This window comes from Pseudomonas sp. TE31087, from assembly GCF_057284075.1.
The window spans coordinates 5,470,617-5,492,982 of record NZ_JBXVNN010000001.1 but is presented as its reverse complement, the minus strand read 5'-3'; the positions used below and the strand labels follow the sequence as shown (position 1 = coordinate 5,492,982).

The following is a 22,366-nucleotide window of genomic DNA, read 5'->3' as shown; positions in this document are numbered from 1 at the left end:
CGTCTAGAAGTCCGCGTCCCACTCAACCCGCATCACGCCTGCTTCCAGGTCGATTGCCAGCACGCACTGCCCGGTATAGGGCAACAGACGCTCGCGATCATCCAGGCTGCCTGCGCAGGGCTTGACCACCATTACATCGTTCGCGCCGGTCTCCAACAGGTGATCGATCTTGCCGAACAGCTGTTCGTCCTGATTGATGACCTTCAGGCCCACCAACTGGTACCAGTAGTACTCGTCGGCTGCCAGGTTGGGCAAAAGGCTCCGCGCAATGCAGATTTCGTAACCGCTCAGAAGACGGGCTTCATCACGATCATCGAGGCCTTTGAGTTTCACGACCAGGCCCTTCTGGGAGCCACGACCGCTGACCAGCTCGACCTGCTTTACCTTGCCTTCGTGCCGAAGCATCCAGCGCGGATAATCCAACAGGTTTTCAATCGGATCGGTAAAGGAGTACACCTTCACCTCGCCGCGAACGCCGTGAACCGAAAAAATCTTGCCAACGACGATGAGGTCGTCAGCCTTTTCTGGCGTCGCGTTCATACTGCTCAGGCTGCAGCCTTGGCAGCTTCCTTCAGCAGCTGAGCAACGCGCTCAGACGGCTGTGCGCCCTGGCTCAGCCAGTAGGTGACGCGCTCTTGGTTGACCGACAGCTTGACTTCGGCGCCCGATGCGATCGGGTTGAAGAAGCCAACGCGCTCAACGAAACGGCCGTCACGGGCGTTACGCGAGTTGGTCACGGTCAGGTGGTAGAATGGGCGCTTTTTCGAGCCGCCACGGGCCAGACGGATGGTTACCATGTGAACATCGTTCCTATAGTCGGTGCTGCAAAACTGAATGCCCAATGGGCACACGGGTGCCCAAAAGGCCGCATATTCTCGGGGAATACACGGACATTTGCAAATGCCTTTTTCGGCAATGCCGGGGCCTGCCGCTCAGTCCTGCCGGTTTGGGCCACCTCGCGGCGGCCATGATCCCGCCGGAGCGGGGGTCTGGCGGGCTTCCTCACATAAAGAGGCCCACCGGATTCTTTTACAGTTTTGGCATGCCGCCACCCGGCAGCATCCCGCCAAGGCCGCGCATCATCTTGGCCATGCCGCCCTTGGCGGAGAATTTCTTCATCATCTTCTGCATCTGCTTGTGCTGCTTGATCAAGCGGCCGATGTCCTGCACCTGGGTGCCGGAACCAAGGGCGATGCGGCGCTTGCGCGAACCGCTGATCAGGTCAGGGTCGCGACGTTCGGCCGGGGTCATGGAGTTGATGATCGCCTCCATCTGCTTGAACTGCTTCTCGGCCGCGCCCTGGGCATTGCCCATCTGCGACAGGTTCACACCACCGATGCTCGGCAGCTTGTCCATCAGGCCACCCAGGCCGCCCATGTTCTTCATCTGCTGCAGCTGGTCGCGGAAGTCCTCGAGGTCGAAGCCCTTGCCCTTCTTCAGCTTCTTGGCCAGCTTGTCGGCCTTGGCCTTGTCGATGTTCTGCTCGGCCTGCTCGATCAGGCTGAGCACGTCGCCCATGCCGAGGATGCGCGAGGCGATACGATCCGGGTGGAACGGCTCCAGGGCCTCGGTCTTCTCGCCCATGCCGATGAACTTGATCGGCTTGCCGGTGATGGCGCGTACCGACAGCGCGGCACCGCCACGGGCGTCGCCGTCGACCTTGGTCAGCACCACGCCGGTCAGCGGCAGGGCCTCGCCAAAGGCCTTGGCAGTGTTGGCCGCGTCCTGGCCGGTCATGGCGTCGACCACGAACAGGGTTTCGATCGGCTTGACCGCAGCATGCAGCGCCTTGATCTCGTCCATCATGTCAGCGTCGACATGCAGGCGGCCGGCGGTGTCGACGATCACCACGTCGATGAACTTGAGCTTGGCCTCGCGGATCGCCGCCTCGGCGATGGCCACCGGCTTCTGGCTGATATCGGACGGGAAGAAGGTCACGCCGATGTCATTGGCCAGGGTTTCGAGCTGCTTGATCGCCGCCGGACGGTAGACGTCGGCCGACACCACCATCACGCTCTTTTTCTTGCGTTCTTTCAGGTGGCGCGCCAGCTTGCCGGCGGTGGTGGTCTTACCGGCGCCCTGCAGGCCGGCCATCAGCACCACGGCGGGTGGTGCGGCGTTGAGGGTCAGCTCTTCGTTGGCCGCGCCCATCAGGCTTTCCAGCTCGGCCTGGACGATCTTCACGAAGGCCTGGCCTGGGGTCAGGCTGCGCGACACTTCGGTGCCGACCGCGCGTTCCTTGATGCTGTTGACGAAATCCTTGACCACCGGCAGGGCAACGTCGGCCTCGAGCAGGGCCATGCGCACTTCGCGCAGCGTGTCCTTGATGTTGTCTTCGGTCAGCTTGGCCTTGCCGGTGACATGGCGCAGCGTCTGTGACAGGCGGTCGGTCAGGTTTTCGAACATGGTGATCCTTTCAGGCCCAGTGGAGCCGAGTTTTTTCAGATGCCCAGGTGAACATGTACACGCGCCGGGCAGAGCAAGGCGGCGATTATAGCGGAGAGCGGCGGCGGCGCACACCTTGGAGCAGCCCCTCTGGATATTCGGTGACCATGCCGGCCTCTTCGCGGGTAAACCCGCTCCCACAGAGATCGCGCACGCCCCTGTGGCAGCGGGTTTACCCGCGAAGAGGCCGGCATATGGGGTACAAGTCGCTCGCCAGGCACCGGAGCAAGGCTTGCTGGTCTTCCTTGCCCACCGCGATCTATGCCAAACTCCGTCCCTTTAGGGCTTGCCTGCCAGGACTTATGTTCTCTTCACCCAGCCTCATCCCCAATCTGCTCGCCGCCTTCCTTTATCTGGCCGCGACCGTCTACCAGGCCACCGGACTGGCCCGAGGCGCCCGTGCCGACAAACGGCTGCTGGGCCTGCTCGGCACGCTGGCGGTGGTCGCCCAGGGCGGCGCCCTGTTCTTCCAGCTGATCACGCCCCTGGGCCTGAGCCTGGACTTCTTCAGTGCCGCCAGCCTGATCGCCGTGGCGGTGATCGGCCTGACCCTGCTCGCCTGCCTGAGCATCCCGGTGGAGAACCTGCTGGTGCTGCTGTTCCCGCTCGGCGCGGTGACCGCGCTGCTGGCCCAGTTCGCCCCACCTGGCACGGTACCGCTGATCAACGAAGAGCCCGGCATCCTCGCGCACATCCTGCTGTCGATCCTGGCCTACGGCCTGTTCACCATCGCCGTGTTCCAGGCCCTGCTGCTGTTGCTGCAGGACCACCAGCTCAAGCACAAGCACCCGTCCGGGCTGATCCGCAACTTCCCGCCGCTGCAGACCATGGAAAGCCTGCTGTTCGGTTTCCTCTGGGCCGGCTGGGTGCTGCTGTCGCTGTCGCTGATCTCCGGCTGGCTGTTCCTCGACAACCTGTTCGCCCAGCACCTGGTGCACAAGACCCTGCTGGCCTGCGTGGCCTGGGTCGTGTTCAGCGTGCTGCTGTGGGGCCGCACACGCCTCGGCTGGCGCGGTCACAAGGCAATCCGCTGGACCCTGGCCGGCTTCTGCCTGCTGATGCTGGCCTATTTCGGCAGCAAGCTGGTCCGCGAATTCATCCTGCATATCTGACGGCCGCCCATGGACACCCTGCCGTACGCCCCGCTGCTCGGCATCATCGCACTGGCGCTGCTGTGGTCGGCGCTGTTCACCGCGGTCGACAGCGCCCGCCAGCAAGCCAACGGCCAGGGCGATTCCCCCCTCCCCGCCCAGGGCCTGGTGCTTGGCGCCAGCCTCGGCAAGCTGCTGGTACTGGGCCTGGCCTGCCTGATCGGCCAGCGCTACGACGGTGAACACGGTTTCTGGCTGGCCGGCCTTGGTGCCACCTTCACCCTGCTGGTGCTCGCCGACTACCTGCCGCGCCGCCTGGCCCGCCGCGACCCGCACGCCTTCCTGAGCCTGGGCGGCAACCTGCTGAAATGGCCGCTGGCGCTGCTGCAGCCGCTGGGCTGCCTGCTCGATGGCTGCGCCAGGCTGATCCTGCGCCCGTTCCGCGTGCAGCCCACTGCAGTGGCCCTGCACCCGCAGGCAGACGACGACTTCGACGAAGACGGCCCGGTCGACAGCGCCCGCCACGGCCTGCTGGAAGGCCTGCAGGCACTGGACAAGATCACCGTCAACGACATCCTGGTACCACGCAACGAAGTCGACGGCATCAACCTCGACGACCCCATCGAGCGCATCATCGAGCAACTGATCGTCAGCCGTCACACCCGCCTGCCGGTCTATCACAACGACATCAACCAGGTCGAAGCGGTACTCAACACCAAGCTGATCAGCCACCTGCTGCCACGGGCCGAACTTACCCCGGAGAAGCTTCAGGCAGCCTGCTACGAACCCTACTTCGTCCCCGAAAGCACACCGCTGCAGATGCAGCTGCTGAACTTCCACAAGCAGCAGCGGCGCATGGGCGTGGTGGTGGACGAATACGGCGAGGTGCTCGGCATCGTCACCCTGGAGGACATCCTCGAGGAGATCGTCGGCGAGTTCGAGGACGAGCAGAGCCTGGACAACCCTCATGTCCATCCCCAGCCCGATGGCCGCTTCGTCATCGAAGGCACGGCCTCGCTGCGCGAGATCAACCGCACCCTGGGCTGGCACCTGCCCTGCGACGGCGGGCCGAAAACCCTCAACGGCCTGGTCACCGAGGCCTTGGAAAGCATCCCGGCAAGCGCTGTATGCCTTAAAATTGGCAGATATCGGCTGGAAATCCTCGAAACCGAGGATAATTGCGCAAGCAAGGTACTGGTCTGGACACTGACTCGCTAGCTATACTCGGGTCACGCTTACCCAGCCCTGCCGTCTCGCCCGCTACCCGCACCCGGCGTCCGACGGCCAGTCCGCACCACTGACACGCCCCGCGGTCCTGCTTCAGCACCCCGAACAGCAACCGCCCACTGCCTATCCCCTGGGCTATCGTCAGTCGCGCGACCAACAACAATACGCTCCGGCTCCCGTGTGCCCGTCACATGGGCCGTGCCCCATGGAGCATGACTGTCAGGGACCTTCGCATGACTACCAGCAGCACCTACGCCGAACCTGCCTCGGCAACACCGGTCAATTCACCGGCCCGGGTGGCCACTGCCAGCTTCATCGGCACCGCCATCGAGTTCTACGATTTCTATGTCTACGCCACCGCCGCCGCGCTGGTGATCGGGCCGGTGTTCTTCCCGTCCGGCTCCGGCACCGCGCAGATGCTCGCGGCCTTCCTCACCTTCGGCATCGCCTTCCTTGCCCGCCCCTTGGGCTCGGCGCTGTTCGGCCACTTCGGCGACCGTATCGGGCGCAAGTCGACGCTGGTCGCCTCGCTGCTGCTGATGGGCGTGTCCACCACGCTGATCGGCGTGCTGCCCGGCTATGACAGCATCGGCGTCTGGGCGCCGATCATTCTCTGTCTGCTGCGCTTCGGCCAGGGCCTGGGGCTGGGCGGCGAATGGGGCGGCGCGGCGCTGCTGGCCACCGAGAACGCCCCGCAGGGCAAGCGTGCCTGGTTCGGCATGTTTCCGCAGCTGGGCCCGTCGATCGGCTTTCTTGCCGCCAACGGCTTGTTCCTCACCCTGGCCCTGGTGCTCAGCGACGAGCAGTTCCGCGAATGGGGCTGGCGCATTCCGTTCCTGCTCAGCGCGGCGCTGGTGCTGGTCGGCCTGTACGTGCGCCTGAAGCTGGAGGAAAGCCCGGTGTTCGCCAAGGCGGTGGCCCGTCATGAGCGGGTGAAAATGCCGGTGGTCGACCTGTTCGCCCGCTACTGGCTGCCGACCCTGCTGGGCGCCGCGGCCATGGTGGTGTGCTACGCGCTGTTCTACATCTCCACGGTGTTCTCGCTCAGCTATGGCGTGACCACCCTGGGCTACAGTCGCGAGACCTTCCTCGGCCTGCTGTGCTTCGCGGTGGTGTTCATGGCCCTGGCCACGCCCCTGTCGGCCTGGCTCAGCGACCGTTACGGGCGCAAGCCGGTGCTGGTGGTCGGCGGCCTGCTGGCGATCGCCTCGGGCTTCACCATGGAACCGCTGCTGACCTCGGGTTCGACCACCGGCGTGGCGCTGTTCCTGGCCATCGAGCTGTTCCTGATGGGGGTGACCTTCGCGCCGATGGGCGCGCTGCTGCCCGAGCTGTTCCCGACCCATGTGCGCTACACCGGCGCCTCGGCGGCCTACAACCTGGGCGGCATCGTCGGCGCCTCGGCAGCACCGTTCTTTGCCCAGAAGCTGGTGAGCATGGGGGGATTGAGCTGGGTGGGGGGGTATGTGTCGGTGGCGGCGGTGATCAGTCTGATTGCCGTGTTGTGCCTGAAAGAGACACGTAATACCGAACTTTGAATCAATCGCGGGGCAAGCCCGCTCCCACGCCAGACTGATACTGACGTGGGAGCGGGCTTGCCCCGCGATCGTTTCAGATCAGAACTCGACCTTGACCGCCTGCGAAGCACGGGTCGCCTTGGCCCGGGCCGCCTCGACCGACTCGTCGCGCGCCAGGCACACGCCCATGCGCCGGGTGCCGTTGATCTCCGGCTTGCCGAACAAGCGAATAGCGGTATCCGCCTCGCTCAGGGCGGCGCCGAGGTTGGCAAAGCTGGTCTGCTGCGACTGGCCTTCCGGCAGGATCACCGCCGAAGCCGACGGGCCAAACTGGCGCACCACCGGGATCGGCAGGCCGAGAATGGCCCGGGCATGCAAGGCGAACTGCGACAGGTCCTGGGAAATCAGGGTCACAAGGCCGGTGTCGTGCGGACGCGGCGAGACCTCGCTGAACCACACCTGGTCGCCCTTGACGAACAGCTCCACGCCGAACAGGCCACGCCCGCCCAGCGCATCGGTGACTGCCTGGGCCACGCGCTGCGACTCGGCCAGCGCCTTGGGGCTCATGGCCTGGGGCTGCCAGGACTCCTGGTAGTCGCCCTTCTCCTGACGGTGGCCGACCGGCGCGAGGAAGGTGGTGCCGCCCACATGGCGCACAGTCAGCAGGGTGATCTCGTACTCGAAGTCGATGAAGCCCTCGATGATCACCCGGCCCTTGCCGGCGCGCCCGCCTTCCTGGGCATAGTCCCAGGCCTTGCGCAGGTCATCGTCGCCGCGCAGCAGGCTCTGGCCCTTGCCCGAGGAACTCATCACCGGCTTGACCACGCACGGGTAGCCCAGGTCGGCCACGGCCTTGGCGTAGTCCTCGTAGGTGTCGGCGAAGTGGTACGGCGAAGTCGGCAGGTCGAGCTCTTCGGCCGCTAGGCGGCGGATGCCTTCGCGGTTCATGGTCAGCTGGGTGGCACGAGCGGTGGGCACCACGTTGAAGCCTTCGTTTTCCAGCTCGACCAGCGTGGCAGTGGCGATGGCCTCGATCTCGGGCACGATGTAGTGCGGCTTCTCGGCCTCGATCACCGCACGCAGGGCGACGCCGTCGAGCATGTTGATCACGTGGCTGCGGTGCGCGACCTGCATGGCCGGCGCGTTCGCGTAACGGTCCACGGCAATCACCTCGACACCCAGGCGCTGCAGCTCGATCACCACTTCCTTGCCCAGCTCGCCGCAGCCGCACAGCAGTACACGGGTCGCGGTGGGCGACAATGGGGTTCCGATACGGGTCATTTCAGGTCCTCGAAGGCGTCCGGGGCCGCGCCACGCTGGCTGCCGCCCGCTGAAAAATGGACCGCTATTCTACAAGATTCCGTGGGAGCGGGCTTGCCCCGCGATAGCCGCGACGATGATCAGCCGGCCAGCGCCGCGCGCCGTGCCCGCCAGGCCATGATCAACCACACCGCCGTCACCCCGGCAAATTTCGAGGCCAGCGCTGTGCCGATCACTACGGGGGTCAACGCGCCGATCATGCCGAAGAAGATGAAGGTGTCCACCGGGATGCTCAGCGCTGAACTCAACCACAGGCGGTCGCGCAGGGGCCGGCGGGTGACGCTGAACACCAGCCAGTCGATCAGCTCGGAGACGAAGAACGCGGTGGCGCTGGCCAGGGCGATGGCCGGCTCCGATGTCGCGTAGGACAGCACCAGCGCCACCAGCATGGCCAGCAGCGCGCCGTGGCCGTAGCGGGTCTGCACCATGTCGCGCAGGATGAACACCAGCCCGCCCCAGGCGGACCAGATCACGTCCAGGTGCGGCGCGCTGGAAAAGGCGTAGTTGATCAGCACCACGCTGCTGATGTAGGCGATGAGATAGAACATGGTCTGTGTGTTCGGTGGGCCAGCCGCACAGAGTACTTGAATTTAAAGTCAACGCCAGACTCTTCGCGGGTAAACCCGCTCCCACAGGAGGGGTGCGATCCCTGTGGGAGCGGGTTTACCCGCGAAGATGCCCGCGCAGATTCTACGATCCGATGATCAGCCCGGCCGCCAGCGCCCGCTCGTGGCACTTCTTCAGCACCTCCCGGCGCTGCTCGTTGTCCATCCGCCCCCAGCGGGTGATCTCGTCCACCGTGCGCTGGCACCCAGTGCAGATGTCCTGCTCGTCCAGCGCGCAGATGCTGACGCAGGGCGAGGCCACGGGCCGTTCGTCAGTCTTCATCGATCACCAGCTCGCGCGCATAGCGCTGGGCATTGTGCACGTAGTGCGCGGCGCTGGCCTCGAGCATGCGCTTCTGCTGCTCGGTGAGTTCACGCACCACCTTGCCCGGCGAGCCCATCACGAGCGAACCGTCGGGAATTTCCTTGCCTTCCGGGATCAGCGCGTTGGCGCCGATGATGCAGTGCCTGCCGATACGCGCCCCGTTGAGGATCACCGCGTTGATGCCGATCAGGCTGTAGTCGCCCACGTTGCAGCCATGCAGCATGGCGTTATGGCCGATGGTCACGCCCTTGCCGATGTTCAGCGGCGAACCCATGTCGGTATGCATCACCGTGCCGTCCTGGACATTGCTGTCCTCGCCGATGTCGATCAGCTCGTTGTCGCCGCGCAGCACCGCGCCGAACCACACGCTGGCGCGGGCCTGCAGACGCACCTTGCCGATCAGCGTGGCGTTGGGCGCGGTCCAGCTCTCAGGATGGGTATCGACCCGCAGGTCGCCCAGGCGGAATTTCATGTATCGCTCCTCACGGTTTGAAGCCGGCGGGGTGTGCCCCACTCAGTTCTTGATGAAACGCTCGGGTGGGTGGTGCAGGCTGATGCCGGCATCGAACAGCAGGTTGACCAGCTCGACGATCATGATCGCCGACAGCCCCCAGATCTTGTAGTCGCCGTAACGGTAGCTGGGCACGTACCAGCTGCGCCCCTGGTAATCGATGCGGTGGGTGTGCTCGCGAGGATCCTGGCGGAAGAACGCCAGCGGCACGGTGAACACCGCGGCAATTTCGGCGTCGTTGGCGTGGTACTCGACATAGTCGGGGATCAAACCGACGAACGGTGTCACCTTCAGGCCGTGCAGCGAAATTACCGGGCTGAGCGGCCCGATCACCTCGACCAGCCCCGGCGGCAGGCCGATTTCTTCCTCGGCCTCGCGCAGGGCGGTGAACACCAGGTCGGGGTCTTCCGGATCGCGCCGCCCGCCAGGGAAGGCAACTTCGCCGCCGTGGGTCGACAGGCCCTTGGCGCGCAGGGTCAGTACCAGCTCCGGCTCTTCGCTGCGGGTAATGGGCAGCAGCACCGCCGCTTCGGGGAAACGACGATCCGTCTCCAGTGACGCGGGGGTATGGTTGCTCATTCGGCGAAGAAGCTCGTCCAGCATTACGCACTCTCGTGTCCAAGGCCTGCCGTGCATGATGCACCAAAGCCGCGAGGCACCCAAGCCCCGCCCGCAGGCCGCTTGCGGTGGGCGGGCCGGGCGCGCCAAGATAGTCCGACCCCATTGGAATGAATGTAAGCATGAAATTCTGCAGCGCGTGCGGCCAACCGGTCACCCAGCGGATACCCGAAGGCGACAGCCGCCTGCGGTATGTCTGCGACCATTGCCAGACCATCCATTACCAGAACCCCAACATCGTCGCCGGGGTGTTGCCCACCTGGGGCTCCCAGGTGCTGCTGTGCCGCCGCGCCATCGAGCCGCGCCGGGGCTTCTGGACCCTGCCCGCCCGGGTTCATGGAGAACGGCGAGACCCTGGATGCCGCCGCCCGTCGCGAAACCGTCGAGGAAGCCTGCGCCCGGGTCGCCGAGATGAGCCTGTACCAGCTGTTCGACCTGCCGCACATCAATCAGGTGCACGTGTTCTTCCGCGCCGAACTGGCCGACCTGGACTTTGCCGTGGGGGTCGAGAGCCTGGAGGTGCGCCTGTTCGAGGAGCACGAGATCCCCTGGGGCGAGCTGGCTTTCCGCACCGTCACACGCACACTAGAATGCTATTATCGCGACCGCATCAGGCAGCACTACCCGATAGGCCATGAATACCTGCCGCCGATGAACGTTTCGTCGTCCACCACTTAAGTCTTCAGGGATACGGTTTCATGCGCTGGCTGCTTGCCCTCTTCTGCCTCAGTGTCGCCTCGGTGTCGCAAGCCGCCTTCACCGAGACCATCATCCGCAAGACGCCGTCGGCCGTGCCGTCGCCGGTCCAGCCCGCTGCTGGCAGCGCCCAGCAGGAGCGACTGATCGACAAGGTGCTGGTGATCAAGTCCGAACGCCGCCTGCAATTGATCAGCCGTGGCGAGCCGCTCAAGACCTACCGCATCTCCCTGGGCAAGCAGCCCAAGGGTGCCAAAGAGCGCGAGGGCGACAAGAAGACTCCCGAAGGCCTGTACTGGCTGGACTGGCGCAAGGTCAGCGACCGCTACAACCTGGCCATGCACATCTCCTACCCGAACATCACCGATGCCGCCAAGGCCCGCAACGAAGGCGTGGCCGCCGGCAGCATGATCATGATCCACGGCACGCCGATCAACGAGGAGTACCCAGAGTGGTACTTCCACACCCTCGACTGGACCGAGGGCTGCATCGCCATGCGCAACGACGACATGCGTGAGGTATGGAACATGGTCAAGGACGGCACGCTGATTGAAATCCGGCCCTGAACCACCCTCGACAGCTTTCGATTACAACAAAGGCCTGCCCCGCTCTCGCGGGGCAGGCCTTTGTCTTTCACCGCCGATATTCCCTTTCGACGCATAACCGCTCACTTTTCCTACGCACACAATAGCCTTCCTTCCCACAAGGCGATGGCTTTGAGCCATACAAATGCCATCACCGGCATTCTTAAAATTCCCGCAAATGATTTCTCTGTTTCATACATCACTTGCGAGGTTCCCATGCAAATCCCTACACCCAAGACCAGGCCTGACACCCTACGCTGGGCCGTCTTTCTCGCCCTGCTGGGCAGCACCCAGGTCGAGGCGCAGGGCGCCCTGACGCCGACGCCCGGCCCGGGTGGCACGCCGATCATCGACAATGGCCACGGCGTGCCGGTGATCGACATCGTCGCGCCCAATGCCGGCGGCCTGTCGCACAACCAGTTCCTCGACTACAACGTTGGCAAGCAAGGGCTGGTACTGAACAACGCCCTGCAGGCAGGGCAATCGCAACTGGCCGGTCAATTGGGCGCCAACCCGCAGTTCCAGGGCCAGGCCGCCTCGACCATCCTCAACGAGGTGGTCAGCCAGAACGCCTCGCGGATCGAAGGCGCGCAGGAAATCTTCGGCCAGAAGGCCGACTACCTGCTCGCCAACCCCAATGGCATCACGCTTAACGGTGGCAGCTTCATCAACACCACCCGCGCCGGCTTCCTGGTCGGCAATGTCGACATCCAGGACGGCCAGCTCAAGCACCTCGACAGCCGCGAAGCCAGCGCCACCCTGCAGGTACTGGGAGGCGGCCAGAGCAACGCCAGGGGCGCCCTCGACCTGATCGCCCCACGCATTGACAGCAAGGGGCCACTCCTGGCCCAGGGCCAGTTGAACCTGACCGTTGGTCGTAACCGGATCGATGCCGGCAACCGCGAAGTGCTCGAGCACCTGCCCGCCGCCAGTGCCTCCATCGATGCCAAGCTACTCGGCGCCATGCAAGGCGGTCGCATTCGTATCGTCAGCACTGCCGAAGGCGCCGGTGTGCAGGTCGGTGACGCCAGCCTGCTGGCGGACCGTGACCTGATCATCCACTCCGCCGGAGACCTGCATGTGCAGGGCAGCGACAGGCGCCAGGCCAGCCTCACCAGCAATACCGGCAAGCTCGACCTGAACGCCGCCGGCGACCTGCGGCTCACCGCCACCCAGGGCAAGGCCAGGCAGATCGAGGTCAATGCCGGCAAGAAACTGACCCTGGACACCGTCACCCGGGAGAAGGTGCTGGACGATCCTACCAGCTGGAAGAAAGAGTGGGCGTTCATCACTACCGAAGCGTTCGACGGCAATACCAAAACGACCCGCCGCGAGCAACTGGGCAGTCGGCTGCGCGCCGAAGACAGCATCAACCTGCAAGCTGGCAGCGACCTGCACCTGACCGCCGTGCAGTTGAATGCAGATAACGGGCTAAAGCTGCGCAGTGGCGGCACGATGACCATTGATGCCGGCGTGGACAGCGAGCAGGTCGATGAGCGGCTCAACCATCGCGTCTACCTGAACAATACGGGCATCGACAGCAAGTCCTACTCCGAGAAAGTAAAATCCAGCACGCTCAAGGCCGACACCCTGGTTGCCAGTGCCGGCGGCGACCTGCAACTGCGCGCAGCCAGGCTCGAGGCCGAGAAGACAATCGCGCTCGACGCCAACGGTGACTTGACCATCGAAAGCGCCGAGGAAAACGCCCGTACCGAGCGGTCCACCGGCAAGCGCAATTTCACTGCCAGGGCCGGGCAGGATGGCCAGCCAGGCTCGGGCCAGTACACCGCGAGCGTGGGTTACGAAGCCCTGCACAGCGACGAGCAGACCTCGGCCACACGCCAGGTCGCCAGCAACATCAGTGGCGCCGCCGTAACCGTGCGCAGTGGACAGAAACTGACTGTGAGTGGCTCCGAGGTAAAGGCGAACGCCGGCAACCTTGAGGTTTCGGCCAGCGAAATCGAACTCGCCGCAGCCCACGACAGCGTGGCCCGACAGACCGTCGACACCCGCACCGGCGCCGCGCTGGCCGTCACCGGCGGCATGGACCGCCTGGGCCTGGGTATCGATGCCTACCGTGGCCCAGCCGGCCTGATCGAACGCGAAAGCAACGTGCGCCGCAGCACCCTGCAGGCCAGCGGCGACTTGCGACTTGATACCCGGCAACTGACCACCGAGGCGGCGAATGTGCAAGCGAGCCGTACGTTGCACGTAAACGCCGAGCGTATCGACAACCGCGCGGTCGCCAATATCCGGGAAACCGAAACCAGCCTGAACCAATGGGACGGTAGCCTCGGCATCAGCACCGACTACCAGCGCATCACCCGCCCTATCGAACGGCTGTTCACCGGCAAGCAAGCCGAAAGTGCACGTCCCTCTACGGTGATCGACAAACTGGCCCTGCCCAAGACCGGCGCCGAACTGGCCATCGGGCACCAGACCCGCCTGCAGAAAGACATCGACAGTACCGCGCAGGTCAGCACCTTCAACGGCGCCGATGTCCGGGTCAAGGCCGACCACATCAAGGACGAGGGCACCGACTACAACGCCAGGACCGGCAGCCTGCGAATCGAGGCCGGAGAGCACCAGGCACTGGCCGCCAACGACCGCAAGACCCGAGAGGTCAAGTACATCACCGGGGGCGGCAGCCTGCGGGTGGACACCACCCTGGCCACGGACATCAACGCCAGGCTCGAAGGCAAAGGCTCCAACCTGACACAAAAAGAGGAAGCATCGCTAGCCCGTGTCGGCAGCCTGCGTGGCAAGAGCGGCATCGAGGTGCAGCTTGAACGCGCAGGCCACTACCAAGGCACCTACATCGCCAGTGAAGAGGGTGCGGTCAGCCTGGAAAGCAGCGGCGACCTGACCCTTGCCGCAGCCCAGGATCACACCTCCAGCAGCAGCACCAAATTCGAGGCCGGTCTGGCAGCCAAAGGTGGTACCGGTCTGCTCGGCCCCAACGGCGGGCTGGACGGCAACCTCAAGCACAGCACACTCACGCAACACACCGAAAAGGCAAGGGTGGCGCAGATCGACGGCAAGGGCACGATCGAGCTGTCCAGCACAGGCGACATGCACCTGCAAGGCACCCGTATCGACAGCCGTGAAGGCGATATCCGCTTGCACAGCGACGGCGTGCTGAAAGTGACCGCTGCCCACGACACCCGCAAAAGCGAGGGCAAGACCTGGGGTGGCGGCCTGGATGTCACAGGTAGCGCCACCGGTGGTGCCCTGGGTGGCCACGGCACCTTTGGCTGGGTCAACGAACAGGCCAGCATGGCTGTTGGCGCGCAGTTCACCGGCAAGGGCGCGGTGCAGCTCACCAGCCTTGCCCGCGAAGATGTCGCCTTGCAGGTGCAAGGGCTGCAGGCCAGTGCCGAGCGGATTGGCCTGGATGCCCAGAATGGTGGCCTGCTGATCGAGGCGGCCAGGAACACCGAGCATCACGACAATCTCGCCGTCACAGTCGGCGGCGGCCTCAAATTGGCGGCCCTGAGTCTGGGCGGCATCAACGGCCAGGTCGACCTGAAGCTGGACAAGCGCAACAACACCACCTGGCACGACAGCAACCTGCGCGCCGACCTGGTAGACCTGCGCAGCCAGGGCGATACCCGCGTCGAAGGTGCCCAGGTGCAGGCCAAGCGGATCGAAGGCAAGGTCGGCGGTGACCTGCTGGTCGCCAGCCGCCAGGATCAGGTCGACAGCCTGGTCCTCGACATCGACGCCAGCCTGACCCAGAAGGCATCCACGCAAGGCACTGACGAGTCGAGCAGCCCATTGGAGACGCTCGCAAGCGGCAACCTCGGGGAAATTGCTGGTGCGCTCTGGAGCAAGATCACCGCGAAGTTCACACCGTCCCTCAAGGCCGAGTACGCCCAGCGCAAGAACGACACCGTCAACCAGCAGACCACGCTGTCCGCAACGCACGGCATCGACCTGGAAGTCGGCGGCGAAACCCGCCTGGTCGGCGCCACGCTGCGCGCCAGCGAAGGCCAGGTCGAGCTTGGCGAAAGTAGCGTTTCGCGCAAGACCTTGAACGGTCGTGACCATGAGCGAAAGGTGAAGGTCGATGCCTCGTTCTCGCCGGTCGACCTGGCAGGCACCCTGTTCTCGTTCATCAAGGACAAGGTCACGGGCAATGACGGTGCCGACAACGGTGACAAGCCACTCGATCTCGGTCTGGTCCGCACCAGCGGGCACGACCGCAGCGTCGAGTACGTCTCGAAGATCGAGGAGGGTCGCAGGTACTGAGCCAGCCCCTATGGAAAAACGCATAACCCATTGATTTAGCTTGATCCTGTGGGAGCGGGTTTACCCGCGAAGAATCCAACGCGGTGCCTGGCACCGGCTCCGCCGGTGTTCGCGGGTAAACCCGCTCCCACAGAGATAACAGTTCCTTGCGCGACAGCGTATCCCAAGGGCTGGGCGATCTCCCACAGGGCACGCGGACTACCTGCGAACTCCGATTCCTGCACAACGGCTCCGTGACCAGACCAGATGCCAATGACCAGACAAAGACTCCACTCAACCGTCGAAACACGACACATCATTCACCTGCTGCTCGCCTGCCTCGCACTGGCAATGCCCCTGGCCCAGGCCGATCCGGCCAGTCAGCAACTGCGCAACGAGCAGCAGAAGCTGCGGCAGTTGGAACAGCAACAGCGCCTCGATCGCTGGCAACGTCCCCAGCCCTCCACCGCCCTGGAGGCCACCGACTCAACCTTAACTGCGCCCGATCAGCACTGCTGGGCAATCAGCGGCGTGCGCCTGGCTGGAAACCGCACACTCGATACGCGGCAGCTGGAATCGAGCGTGCGCGCAGTGTCTTCCTCATGCATGGGCGTCGCCGATATCGACCGATTGCTCAAGCACCTGACCCAGCACTACGTCGAGGCCGGCTACCCCACCAGCCGCCCCTATGTGGCCAGCCCGCCCGAGCACGGCGCGCCACTGGACATCGTCATTGTCGAAGGCTTCATCGAGTCGATCGAGCTCGCTGGCGCCGACCTGCCACTCTCGCTGCACGGCGCGTTCCCCGGCCAGCTTGGCCAGCCGCTGTATCTGCCGGACCTCGAACAGGGTCTGGACCAGCTCAACCGGCTGCGCGCCTATGACCTGGAGATGGCCCTGCTGCCAGGTGAGTTGCGCGGTGGCACCCGTGTCATGATCGAACCACGACGGGCCGCCTCGCCCGTGCATCTGGATGCCCTCCTCGACAACCGCGGCGGTGAGCTCACCGGCCGCCACCGCCTCAACCTGGGCCTTGGCCTGGACAGCCCGCTGGGGCTGAACGACGACCTGCGCCTGTCGCTTAGCTCGGTGGTGTTCGGCGCGCCCGGGCAAAGCAAAGGGACCAGCCTGTACTACAGCCTGCCCCATGGCCGCTGGACCTTCACCCTCAACGTCAGCCGCATGCGCTACCGCGCGCCGATCCCGAACACTCGTTATGCCAGCAACGGCCGCAGCGAGTTCTTCGGCCTCGGCGCCGAACGCGTGCTGTGGCGCAATCACCAGGGCATGCTCAGCGCCAGCGCCCGGCTCGACCGCAAGCAACTGGTCAACCGTTTCGGCCCCGCCGTGCTGGCCCTGCAGAGCCCGACCCTGGCCACCGTCGAGGCCGGGCTCAACCTGCTGTGGCTCGAAGGCGGGCTGTGGAACGCCTACCTGGGGCTGAGCCAGGGCATGCACTGGCTCGGCGCCGACCGCCCATTCGCCCACAAGCAGGCGCCACGACCGGATTTCACCAAGTACCGCGCCAACCTGCTGCACCTGCGCCAGGGCCCCGCCCAATGGCCGTGGCGCTGGCAGAGCGAACTGGCGCTGCAATACAGCACCCATGTGCTGCCTGCCGTCGAACAGATGTCACTCAGCGACCATTCGGCCGTGCGTGGTTTCCGCCAGCACAACGTCTCCGGCGCCAGTGCCGGCGCCTGGCGCAATACCTTCAGCCAGCCACTGCCGCTGCCGGTACAGGTGCGCCCCACCGCAGGCCTGGACCTGGGCTGGGCCCGCTACGCACGCACCAGCCCGTCGCAGCGCCTGGTCGGTGCCTCGGCAGGCGTCGAACTGAGCCTGCCGCACAGCCAGCTGCGCCTGGACTACCAGCGCGGGCTGTATGCCAGCGATCGACCACGCAAGGCGCTGGAGCAAGGCTTCTGGGTCGCGCAGTGGTCCCTGAACCTCTGAGCTACCAGCTCAGCCGGCGCTGCCCGACGCGGTCTTGCGGCCCCAACCATTGCAGGCCGCGCAGCACCGGTGTCAGGCCGGCGTCAGCCGACATTGCGAAGTCGAGCTGCGCCCGCCGTGCCACCAGGTCGGCCTCCAGGCCAAGCTGGTGTTGACCTTGGCGAACCAGCCCCGCAGCCAGCCGCCAGCCCTGGCGGCAGTCCATTTCCAGCGTCCCCTGCCCCAATCCCAGGGACCACGGGGCGCTCAAGGCCAGATCGGCCACCGTGATCCGCCCTTCAGCGGCCAGGCAACGCTGCCCCGAGCCTTGCAGGCTGATGCCCCCTTGCCACTGCCCAGTCAGGCGGTATCCCAGGGCAGCGCTGGGCTGCGAGCCCACTGCCTGCAGCCCGGCCTGCCAACGCCACGGCCAGCCGCTCAGGCGCCCTTGCCAACCCTGGCCTTGAAAACCCAAGCGCACCTGCAGGTCGCGCTGCCACGGTCGCCACGTCCATTGCACCGGGCCTGCCGCACCCAGCCGAACGGCCTGCCCTTGCCACAGGCTGCCGCTCACGCCCTCGGCCGGTAGCCCAACCCCCGCGACCAGCCAGCGTGCCGGCAGCTCGGTCAACAGTGTCAGGCAGAACACCAGGGCCACCCACAGCCCAGCCCGCCGGTTCATGGCCGCAGCCGCACGGTAAAGCGCAGCCCCTCGGTGTCTCGCTCCAGCCCCCACTGCAAAGGCTGCGCGCCATCATCGCGCAGGGCCTGCAACCAGCCTTGCAGCACCTGGGCATCGGCCACCTTGCCACGCGCCAGCCAACCTTCGTCCTCGGGCTGCACCTCGGCCAGCTCGATGCGTCGCGCCTGGGCCGACTGGTGCAACTCTTCCAGGGTCAATGCGGGTTGCTGTGCTGGCGCCGTCAGCGATTCGGCCAGCGCCCGCCACTGCGCCTGTTCGCGCCAGTAGGCGTTACCCTCGCGCAGCGCCAGCAGCACAACCAACAGCGCGACGGCGCCCCAGGCCAGCGATAACCGATGCTGCTGCAACCATTCGCGGTTCATGCTGCGCTCCCCAGGTCGAACACCACGCGACGCGCCTCGTCTTCCACCTGGACCTGCACGCCGATCGCCGTGGCCATGTCGTGCCAGGGCGCGACGTCGCCCTCGCCTTCCAGCTCCAGGTGCCAGCGCTGGCCGTCGTACCGCACCGCCCGCACCTGCCAGCCAGGGTGATCGCTCAACCAGGCATGGACCTGCGCCTGCACCGCGTCGAGCAGACGCAGGCGCACCTGGCTTTCACCGGCGTCGTCCCACAGGCGCTTGAGCGCCACCGCCGCCTGGCGTGGTGTCGCCTGGGGACCGGTCACCGCCAGCACCTGGGCGCGATAGACCTGGGCCTGTCGCCACTGTTGCGCGCACCACAGCCCGCCCCATGCCAAGGCAAGCGCCAGGCAGGCGACGGCCAGGCGCGATTGCCCGCCCTGCAAACGCGGGCGTGAGCGGGCACGTCGCGCCTCGAACACCCCCGGCAGGCCATCGAGCGGCGCCAGCACCTCTGGCCATGGGCCCTCGATGCATTCGGCGTCATCGGCCAGCCCGTCCAACGCCGGCGGCAGGCCGAGCGCCTGCGGCCAGGCCAACCAACGCGCCTGGCTTTTGTACAGGCTCGTCGTCCCTCGTCGCCAATGCCAACCCGCCGCGCCCACGCTGTCGGGCAGCAGCTGGAACTCAGCCCAGCAACGCTCCACCGGCAATGCCCAAGTGGCGCACTGAGCACGCCATTCGTCCAGCCTCGCCCGCGCCACCACCAGCAATTGCACCTGCCCCGCGTGACGCCCGATACAGGCACACAGCACCTCATCGACGCCTTGCAGCAAGCGGTCCTCGACCAGCAACGGCCACTCTTCGCGCTTGAGCCCGGGTGGCGCGGCCAGCTGGAAGTGGCTGCAATGCTCGCCGGGGACGATCAGGGCGATGCGCGCCTCGAGCCCTGGCGGTGGTTCCCCCAGACCCTCGCGCACGGGGCGTCCCTGGATTACCAGCAGCCACTCCCAGACCTCGCCTGGGCGCAGCAGCAGCCAGGGTTGTGCCGACGCCCGGCGGCGCCATTCAAGCTTCATGAGCGCCCCCAGGGCAGAACGAAGGTGCAGGTAAACGGTGCTCCATCACGCACTAGCTCCACGCGCACACCCCGCCCGGGGTGCGCCGATTGTTCGGAAGGCCAGGCCAGCCAGCGGCCGGACTGGTGGTAGAGGATGTTCATCGCGCTGACCCGCTCCAGCCGTTCGCGCATCACCCACTGCGGGGCCGCGGCGGCATACAGGTCGGCCGAGGTTTCCAGCAGCAGGCGTTGTTCGCGGGGCTCGAAACGCAGGCGCTGGCGTTGCAGACGCGAGCCGCCCTCGGCCTGGGGCCAGGCTGCGGCGGCCACCCACAGCAACTGCTGGCGGTCGGGTTGCCAGTCGAGCCAGCGCGGCGCCAGCGGCAGGCGCTGTTCATACACACGGCGCAACACCGGGCTGTCGAAGCGCCGCTCCAGCGCCAGGCAGAAATCCAGCACGCCGGTTTCGCGTACCTGTTCGTCGAGCCGCTCGCGCACCTTCAGCCAACCGTTGACCAGCGCCGACAGCATCACCCCGAGCAAGGCGGTGAGAGCCAGGGCCACCAGCAGCTCGATCAGGGTCATGCCCGCCTGGCGCCGCTTCATGGTCGCTCCAGGAACACGGTGTACTGCCCAAGCGGCAGGCGCTGGTCGCGGTCGGCATGCAGCAGCAACTCACCACGGCGCAGGTCGCGCACGCCGGTACGGCGCAGCTGCAGCTGCCAATGGCAGGCCTGCCCGCCCTCGACCAGCACGCCGCTGTCCTGGTTGGCCACCGGCCAGTACTGCTCGACCGCGAAACGTGCCTGCAGCTCGCGGGCGCACAGCAGGCCCAGGCGATGCTGCTGCACGGTGTCCTGCACAGCCAGGCGCTGGCGCAGGACCTGACTGGTGATCACCGCCAGGACCGCGGCGATGCCCAGGGCCACGCTCACTTCGAGCAAGGTGAACCCCCGTTGCCCGCGTTTCATGGCATCACGCTCACGCGCAACTGGCCACTGCGGTCCCAGTCCCAGCGCCGGCCGCCCTCGGCCCAGTGCCAGCGCACGGTGCCCGGGCGGGCCCAGCCATCGGGGGTGAACAGCAGCGCGGGCGTCTGGCTGGCCGGCCAGTCCGGGCGCAGGCCCTTGGGCCAATCGCCCAAGGCCACGGTTTCCACCTGCCATTGATCACCTTGGCGGCGCACGAACTCAGGTCGCTGACCGTTCCAGCGGATCCCCCGCAGTTGCCCGGCATGACGTGCCAGATCGGCCTGGGCCACGGTGGCGGCGGCCAGGCGGTCGAGGGTCTGGTCAACGCTGCTCCTGCCGCTGTCGAGCCAGGCCACCGCCAGGCTGGTCATCAGCGCGGCGATGGCCAGCACCACCAGCAGTTCGAGCAGGCTGAAGCCGCGCTGTTGGATCGCGACAGCGTGGGAGCGGGCTTGCCCCGCGATGGCGGTGGCATGGCCAACATTGCCATCGCGGGGCAAGCCCGCTCCCACGCAGTTGCGCTCACTTCGGGCAGACACTTCAGAGCGCCCAGTTGCCCAGGTCGGCATCGAGCCCTTCACCACCCGGCACACCGTCGGCGCCCAGCGAATAGACATCGACCCGGCCATGCTCACCGGGCATGCGGTACTGGTACGGCGTGCCCCACGGATCCTCCGGCAGGCGACGGATATAGCCGTCGCTACGCCAGCTGCGCGGCAGCGGTTCCTGGGTCGGTTTCTTCGCCAGCGCCGCCAGGCCCTGCTCGCTGCTGGGGAAGCGCAGGTTGTCCAGGCGGTACATGTCCAGCGCCTGCTCCAGGGTCGCAAGGTCGGCCATGACCTTCTGCTTCATGGCCTTGTCCTGGTTGCCCAGCACGCTGGGGGCGACCACGGCGATCAGCAGGCCGATGATGAAGATCACCACCATGATTTCCATCAGCGTGAAGCCACGTTGGCGGTTGCGTCGTTGTTGCATGAGAAGTCTCCTTGTCACAGTTGCAATCCCTGGTTGAGCTGCATGATCGGCAGCAGCACCGCCAGCACGATGAACAGCACCACCGCGCCCATCACCAGGATCATCAATGGTTCGAACAGCGCCATGGCGGTATCCACCTGGCGGGCGAAGCCGCGTTCCTGGTCATCGGCCACGCGCTCGAGCATGTCGGCCAGGGTGCCGCTGGCCTCGCCGCTGCCGACCATGTTCACCAGCAGCGGTGGAAACTGGCCGGCGCCGTCGAGCGCCCGGTGCAGGCTGGTGCCGCCCTGCACCTGCTGGCGCACCTGCGCCATGGCGGCACGAATGCGCAGGTTGCCGACCGTCTCGGTGGCCACCTGCAGGGCTTCGAGCAGGGCCACGCCACTGCCGCAAAGAATCGCCAGGCTGCGCGCCAGGCGCGCGCTCTCCAGCACCTGCAGCAGTGCGCCGACACGCGGCAGACGCAGCAGCAGGTCGTCGCGGCGCAGGCACCAGTGCGGCTTGCGCAACAGCCAGCCGCCAGCCACGGTCAGGCCGATCGCCAGCGCCAGCAGGTACGGCCCGGCATGGACCAGCCCCTGGCTGATGCCGATCAGCAGCGAGGTAATCAACGGCAGGCTCTGCCCGGAATGGGCGAACTGCTCGGTGAGCTTGGGCACCACGAAGGTCATCAGGCCGACCACCACCGCCAGCGACACGCCCATCAGCACCGCCGGGTAGATCAGCGCAGTGCGGGCCTTGTGACGCTGGCGCTGCACCTGCTCCAGGTGATCGGCCAGGCGCGCCAGCACCTGGCCCAGGCGCCCGGAGCGCTCGCCGGCCTCGACCAGCGCGCAGTAAAGCCCGGTGAACGGCGCGCCCTGGCGAGCCAGACTGCGGGCCAGCCCCAGGCCTTCGGCGAGGGAACCACGCAGGGTCACCAGCACCGCATGCAGGGCCGGCTGGCGCAGCTGCCGCTCCAGGGTGGCCAGGGCATCGACCAGTGGAATACCGGCACCGACCAGGGTCGCCAGCTGCCGGGTCAGCTCGCACAGCTGGGCGCGGGTCAGGCGCTGGCGGCGGGGCTGTGCGCTGTCGTGGCGCTGCAACTGCCGGGCGAACAGGCCCTGCTCACGCAGCAACTGGCGCGCATGCCGCTCGCTGTCGGCCTGCACGCTGGCCTTGTGCGCCTTGCCGGCAAGATCCACGGCCTGGTAGCGATAGGTCGGCATG

General features: G+C 66.1%; 22 protein-coding genes and 1 pseudogene. 7 read left to right on the top strand and 16 right to left on the bottom strand.

Translation table 11 applies throughout. The features are described from left to right. Window positions 1-3: 3 nt before the first annotated feature. The 3 genes from rimM to ffh form a co-directional block, all read right to left on the bottom strand. Window positions 4-540 (bottom strand): ribosome maturation factor RimM, encoded by a 537-nt coding sequence (gene rimM / locus ACZ899_RS24855; RefSeq protein WP_203651024.1) that lies wholly within the window; start codon window positions 538-540, stop codon window positions 4-6. A 5-nt stretch (window positions 541-545) separates the two neighbouring features. After that, window positions 546-797, bottom strand: coding sequence for a 30S ribosomal protein S16 (gene rpsP / locus ACZ899_RS24850; RefSeq protein ID WP_011535318.1), 252 nt, complete (start codon window positions 795-797; stop codon window positions 546-548). A gap of 232 nt (window positions 798-1,029) precedes the next feature. Continuing rightward, window positions 1,030-2,406, bottom strand: a complete 1,377-nt coding sequence (gene ffh, locus ACZ899_RS24845) for a signal recognition particle protein (RefSeq protein ID WP_234562177.1) — start codon at window positions 2,404-2,406, stop codon at window positions 1,030-1,032. A 341-nt stretch (window positions 2,407-2,747) separates the two neighbouring features. On the opposite strand from ffh, the gene ACZ899_RS24840 reads away from it, so the two are divergent. The 3 genes from ACZ899_RS24840 to ACZ899_RS24830 all read left to right on the top strand — a co-directional run bounded on the left by ACZ899_RS24840 (window position 2,748) and on the right by ACZ899_RS24830 (window position 6,301). Further along, window positions 2,748-3,557 carry a cytochrome C assembly family protein gene (locus ACZ899_RS24840; protein WP_050704198.1) on the top strand — a complete coding sequence of 270 codons (810 nt, stop codon included), beginning with the start codon at window positions 2,748-2,750 and terminating at the stop codon, window positions 3,555-3,557. A gap of 9 nt (window positions 3,558-3,566) precedes the next feature. Further along, window positions 3,567-4,754, top strand: a complete 1,188-nt coding sequence (locus tag ACZ899_RS24835) for a transporter associated domain-containing protein (RefSeq protein ID WP_203651022.1) — start codon at window positions 3,567-3,569, stop codon at window positions 4,752-4,754. Window positions 4,755-4,996: 242 nt separating this feature from the next. Next, window positions 4,997-6,301 (top strand): MFS transporter, encoded by a 1,305-nt coding sequence (locus ACZ899_RS24830; RefSeq protein WP_062574980.1) that lies wholly within the window; start codon window positions 4,997-4,999, stop codon window positions 6,299-6,301. A gap of 78 nt (window positions 6,302-6,379) precedes the next feature. On the opposite strand, the gene purT is transcribed toward ACZ899_RS24830, so the two are convergent. The 5 genes from purT to ACZ899_RS24805 form a co-directional block, all read right to left on the bottom strand. Beyond that, the gene (gene purT, locus ACZ899_RS24825; RefSeq protein ID WP_234562180.1) at window positions 6,380-7,561 is read right to left on the bottom strand and encodes a formate-dependent phosphoribosylglycinamide formyltransferase; all 1,182 of its coding nucleotides are present in this window, start codon (window positions 7,559-7,561) and stop codon (window positions 6,380-6,382) included. Between the two features lie 119 nt (window positions 7,562-7,680). Beyond that, the gene (locus ACZ899_RS24820; protein WP_234562182.1) at window positions 7,681-8,148 is read right to left on the bottom strand and encodes a VUT family protein; all 468 of its coding nucleotides are present in this window, start codon (window positions 8,146-8,148) and stop codon (window positions 7,681-7,683) included. A gap of 142 nt (window positions 8,149-8,290) precedes the next feature. Next, window positions 8,291-8,488 (bottom strand): DUF1289 domain-containing protein, encoded by a 198-nt coding sequence (locus ACZ899_RS24815; protein ID WP_110738362.1) that lies wholly within the window; start codon window positions 8,486-8,488, stop codon window positions 8,291-8,293. Then, a complete protein-coding gene (locus ACZ899_RS24810) occupies window positions 8,478-9,002 on the bottom strand; it encodes a gamma carbonic anhydrase family protein (protein ID WP_203651020.1) in 525 nt (174 codons plus the stop codon). The genes ACZ899_RS24815 and ACZ899_RS24810 overlap by 11 nt, the downstream gene beginning before the upstream one ends. Before the next feature lie 42 nt (window positions 9,003-9,044). Next, complete coding sequence (locus ACZ899_RS24805; RefSeq protein ID WP_234562184.1) at window positions 9,045-9,644, bottom strand: CoA pyrophosphatase; 600 nt, start codon at window positions 9,642-9,644, stop codon at window positions 9,045-9,047. A 137-nt stretch (window positions 9,645-9,781) separates the two neighbouring features. Between ACZ899_RS24805 and ACZ899_RS24800 the strand changes: the two are divergent. The 4 genes and pseudogenes from ACZ899_RS24800 to ACZ899_RS24785 all read left to right on the top strand — a co-directional run bounded on the left by ACZ899_RS24800 (window position 9,782) and on the right by ACZ899_RS24785 (window position 17,125). Beyond that, window positions 9,782-10,337: pseudogene (locus tag ACZ899_RS24800) on the top strand (NUDIX hydrolase). Between the two features lie 20 nt (window positions 10,338-10,357). After that, on the top strand, window positions 10,358-10,921 hold the full coding sequence (locus ACZ899_RS24795) for a L,D-transpeptidase family protein (protein ID WP_234562186.1): 564 nt from the start codon (window positions 10,358-10,360) through the stop codon (window positions 10,919-10,921). 234 nt (window positions 10,922-11,155) lie between these two features. Then, complete coding sequence (locus ACZ899_RS24790; RefSeq protein ID WP_234562188.1) at window positions 11,156-15,190, top strand: hemagglutinin repeat-containing protein; 4,035 nt, start codon at window positions 11,156-11,158, stop codon at window positions 15,188-15,190. Between the two features lie 246 nt (window positions 15,191-15,436). Next, window positions 15,437-17,125 carry a ShlB/FhaC/HecB family hemolysin secretion/activation protein gene (locus ACZ899_RS24785; protein WP_442800009.1) on the top strand — a complete coding sequence of 563 codons (1,689 nt, stop codon included), beginning with the start codon at window positions 15,437-15,439 and terminating at the stop codon, window positions 17,123-17,125. 1 nt (window position 17,126) lies between these two features. Here the strand turns inward: ACZ899_RS24785 and ACZ899_RS24780 are convergent, their stop codons facing one another. The 8 genes from ACZ899_RS24780 to gspF all read right to left on the bottom strand — a co-directional run bounded on the left by ACZ899_RS24780 (window position 17,127) and on the right by gspF (window position 22,365). Then, entirely contained in the window at window positions 17,127-17,786 is a 660-nt protein-coding gene (locus tag ACZ899_RS24780; RefSeq protein WP_232855930.1) for a type II secretion system protein N, read from the bottom strand. Further along, window positions 17,783-18,169 (bottom strand): type II secretion system protein GspM, encoded by a 387-nt coding sequence (gspM, locus tag ACZ899_RS24775; protein ID WP_232855931.1) that lies wholly within the window; start codon window positions 18,167-18,169, stop codon window positions 17,783-17,785. The genes ACZ899_RS24780 and gspM overlap by 4 nt, the downstream gene beginning before the upstream one ends. After that, window positions 18,166-19,227, bottom strand: a complete 1,062-nt coding sequence (locus ACZ899_RS24770) for a GspL/Epsl periplasmic domain-containing protein (RefSeq protein ID WP_234562193.1) — start codon at window positions 19,225-19,227, stop codon at window positions 18,166-18,168. The genes gspM and ACZ899_RS24770 overlap by 4 nt, the downstream gene beginning before the upstream one ends. Then, window positions 19,224-19,814: a prepilin-type N-terminal cleavage/methylation domain-containing protein gene (locus ACZ899_RS24765; protein WP_234562195.1), complete on the bottom strand. Its 591-nt coding sequence runs from the start codon at window positions 19,812-19,814 to the stop codon at window positions 19,224-19,226. Before ACZ899_RS24765 ends, ACZ899_RS24770 begins: the two co-directional genes overlap by 4 nt. Next, entirely contained in the window at window positions 19,811-20,179 is a 369-nt protein-coding gene (locus ACZ899_RS24760; RefSeq protein ID WP_203651006.1) for a type II secretion system protein, read from the bottom strand. The genes ACZ899_RS24765 and ACZ899_RS24760 overlap by 4 nt, the downstream gene beginning before the upstream one ends. After that, a complete protein-coding gene (gene gspH / locus ACZ899_RS24755; RefSeq protein WP_234562213.1) occupies window positions 20,176-20,610 on the bottom strand; it encodes a type II secretion system minor pseudopilin GspH in 435 nt (144 codons plus the stop codon). Before gspH ends, ACZ899_RS24760 begins: the two co-directional genes overlap by 4 nt. A 109-nt stretch (window positions 20,611-20,719) precedes the next feature. Then, window positions 20,720-21,154 carry a type II secretion system major pseudopilin GspG gene (gene gspG / locus ACZ899_RS24750; protein WP_234562198.1) on the bottom strand — a complete coding sequence of 145 codons (435 nt, stop codon included), beginning with the start codon at window positions 21,152-21,154 and terminating at the stop codon, window positions 20,720-20,722. Between the two features lie 14 nt (window positions 21,155-21,168). Next, the gene (gene gspF, locus ACZ899_RS24745; RefSeq protein WP_234562200.1) at window positions 21,169-22,365 is read right to left on the bottom strand and encodes a type II secretion system inner membrane protein GspF; all 1,197 of its coding nucleotides are present in this window, start codon (window positions 22,363-22,365) and stop codon (window positions 21,169-21,171) included. Between the last annotated feature and the right edge of the window lies 1 nt (window position 22,366).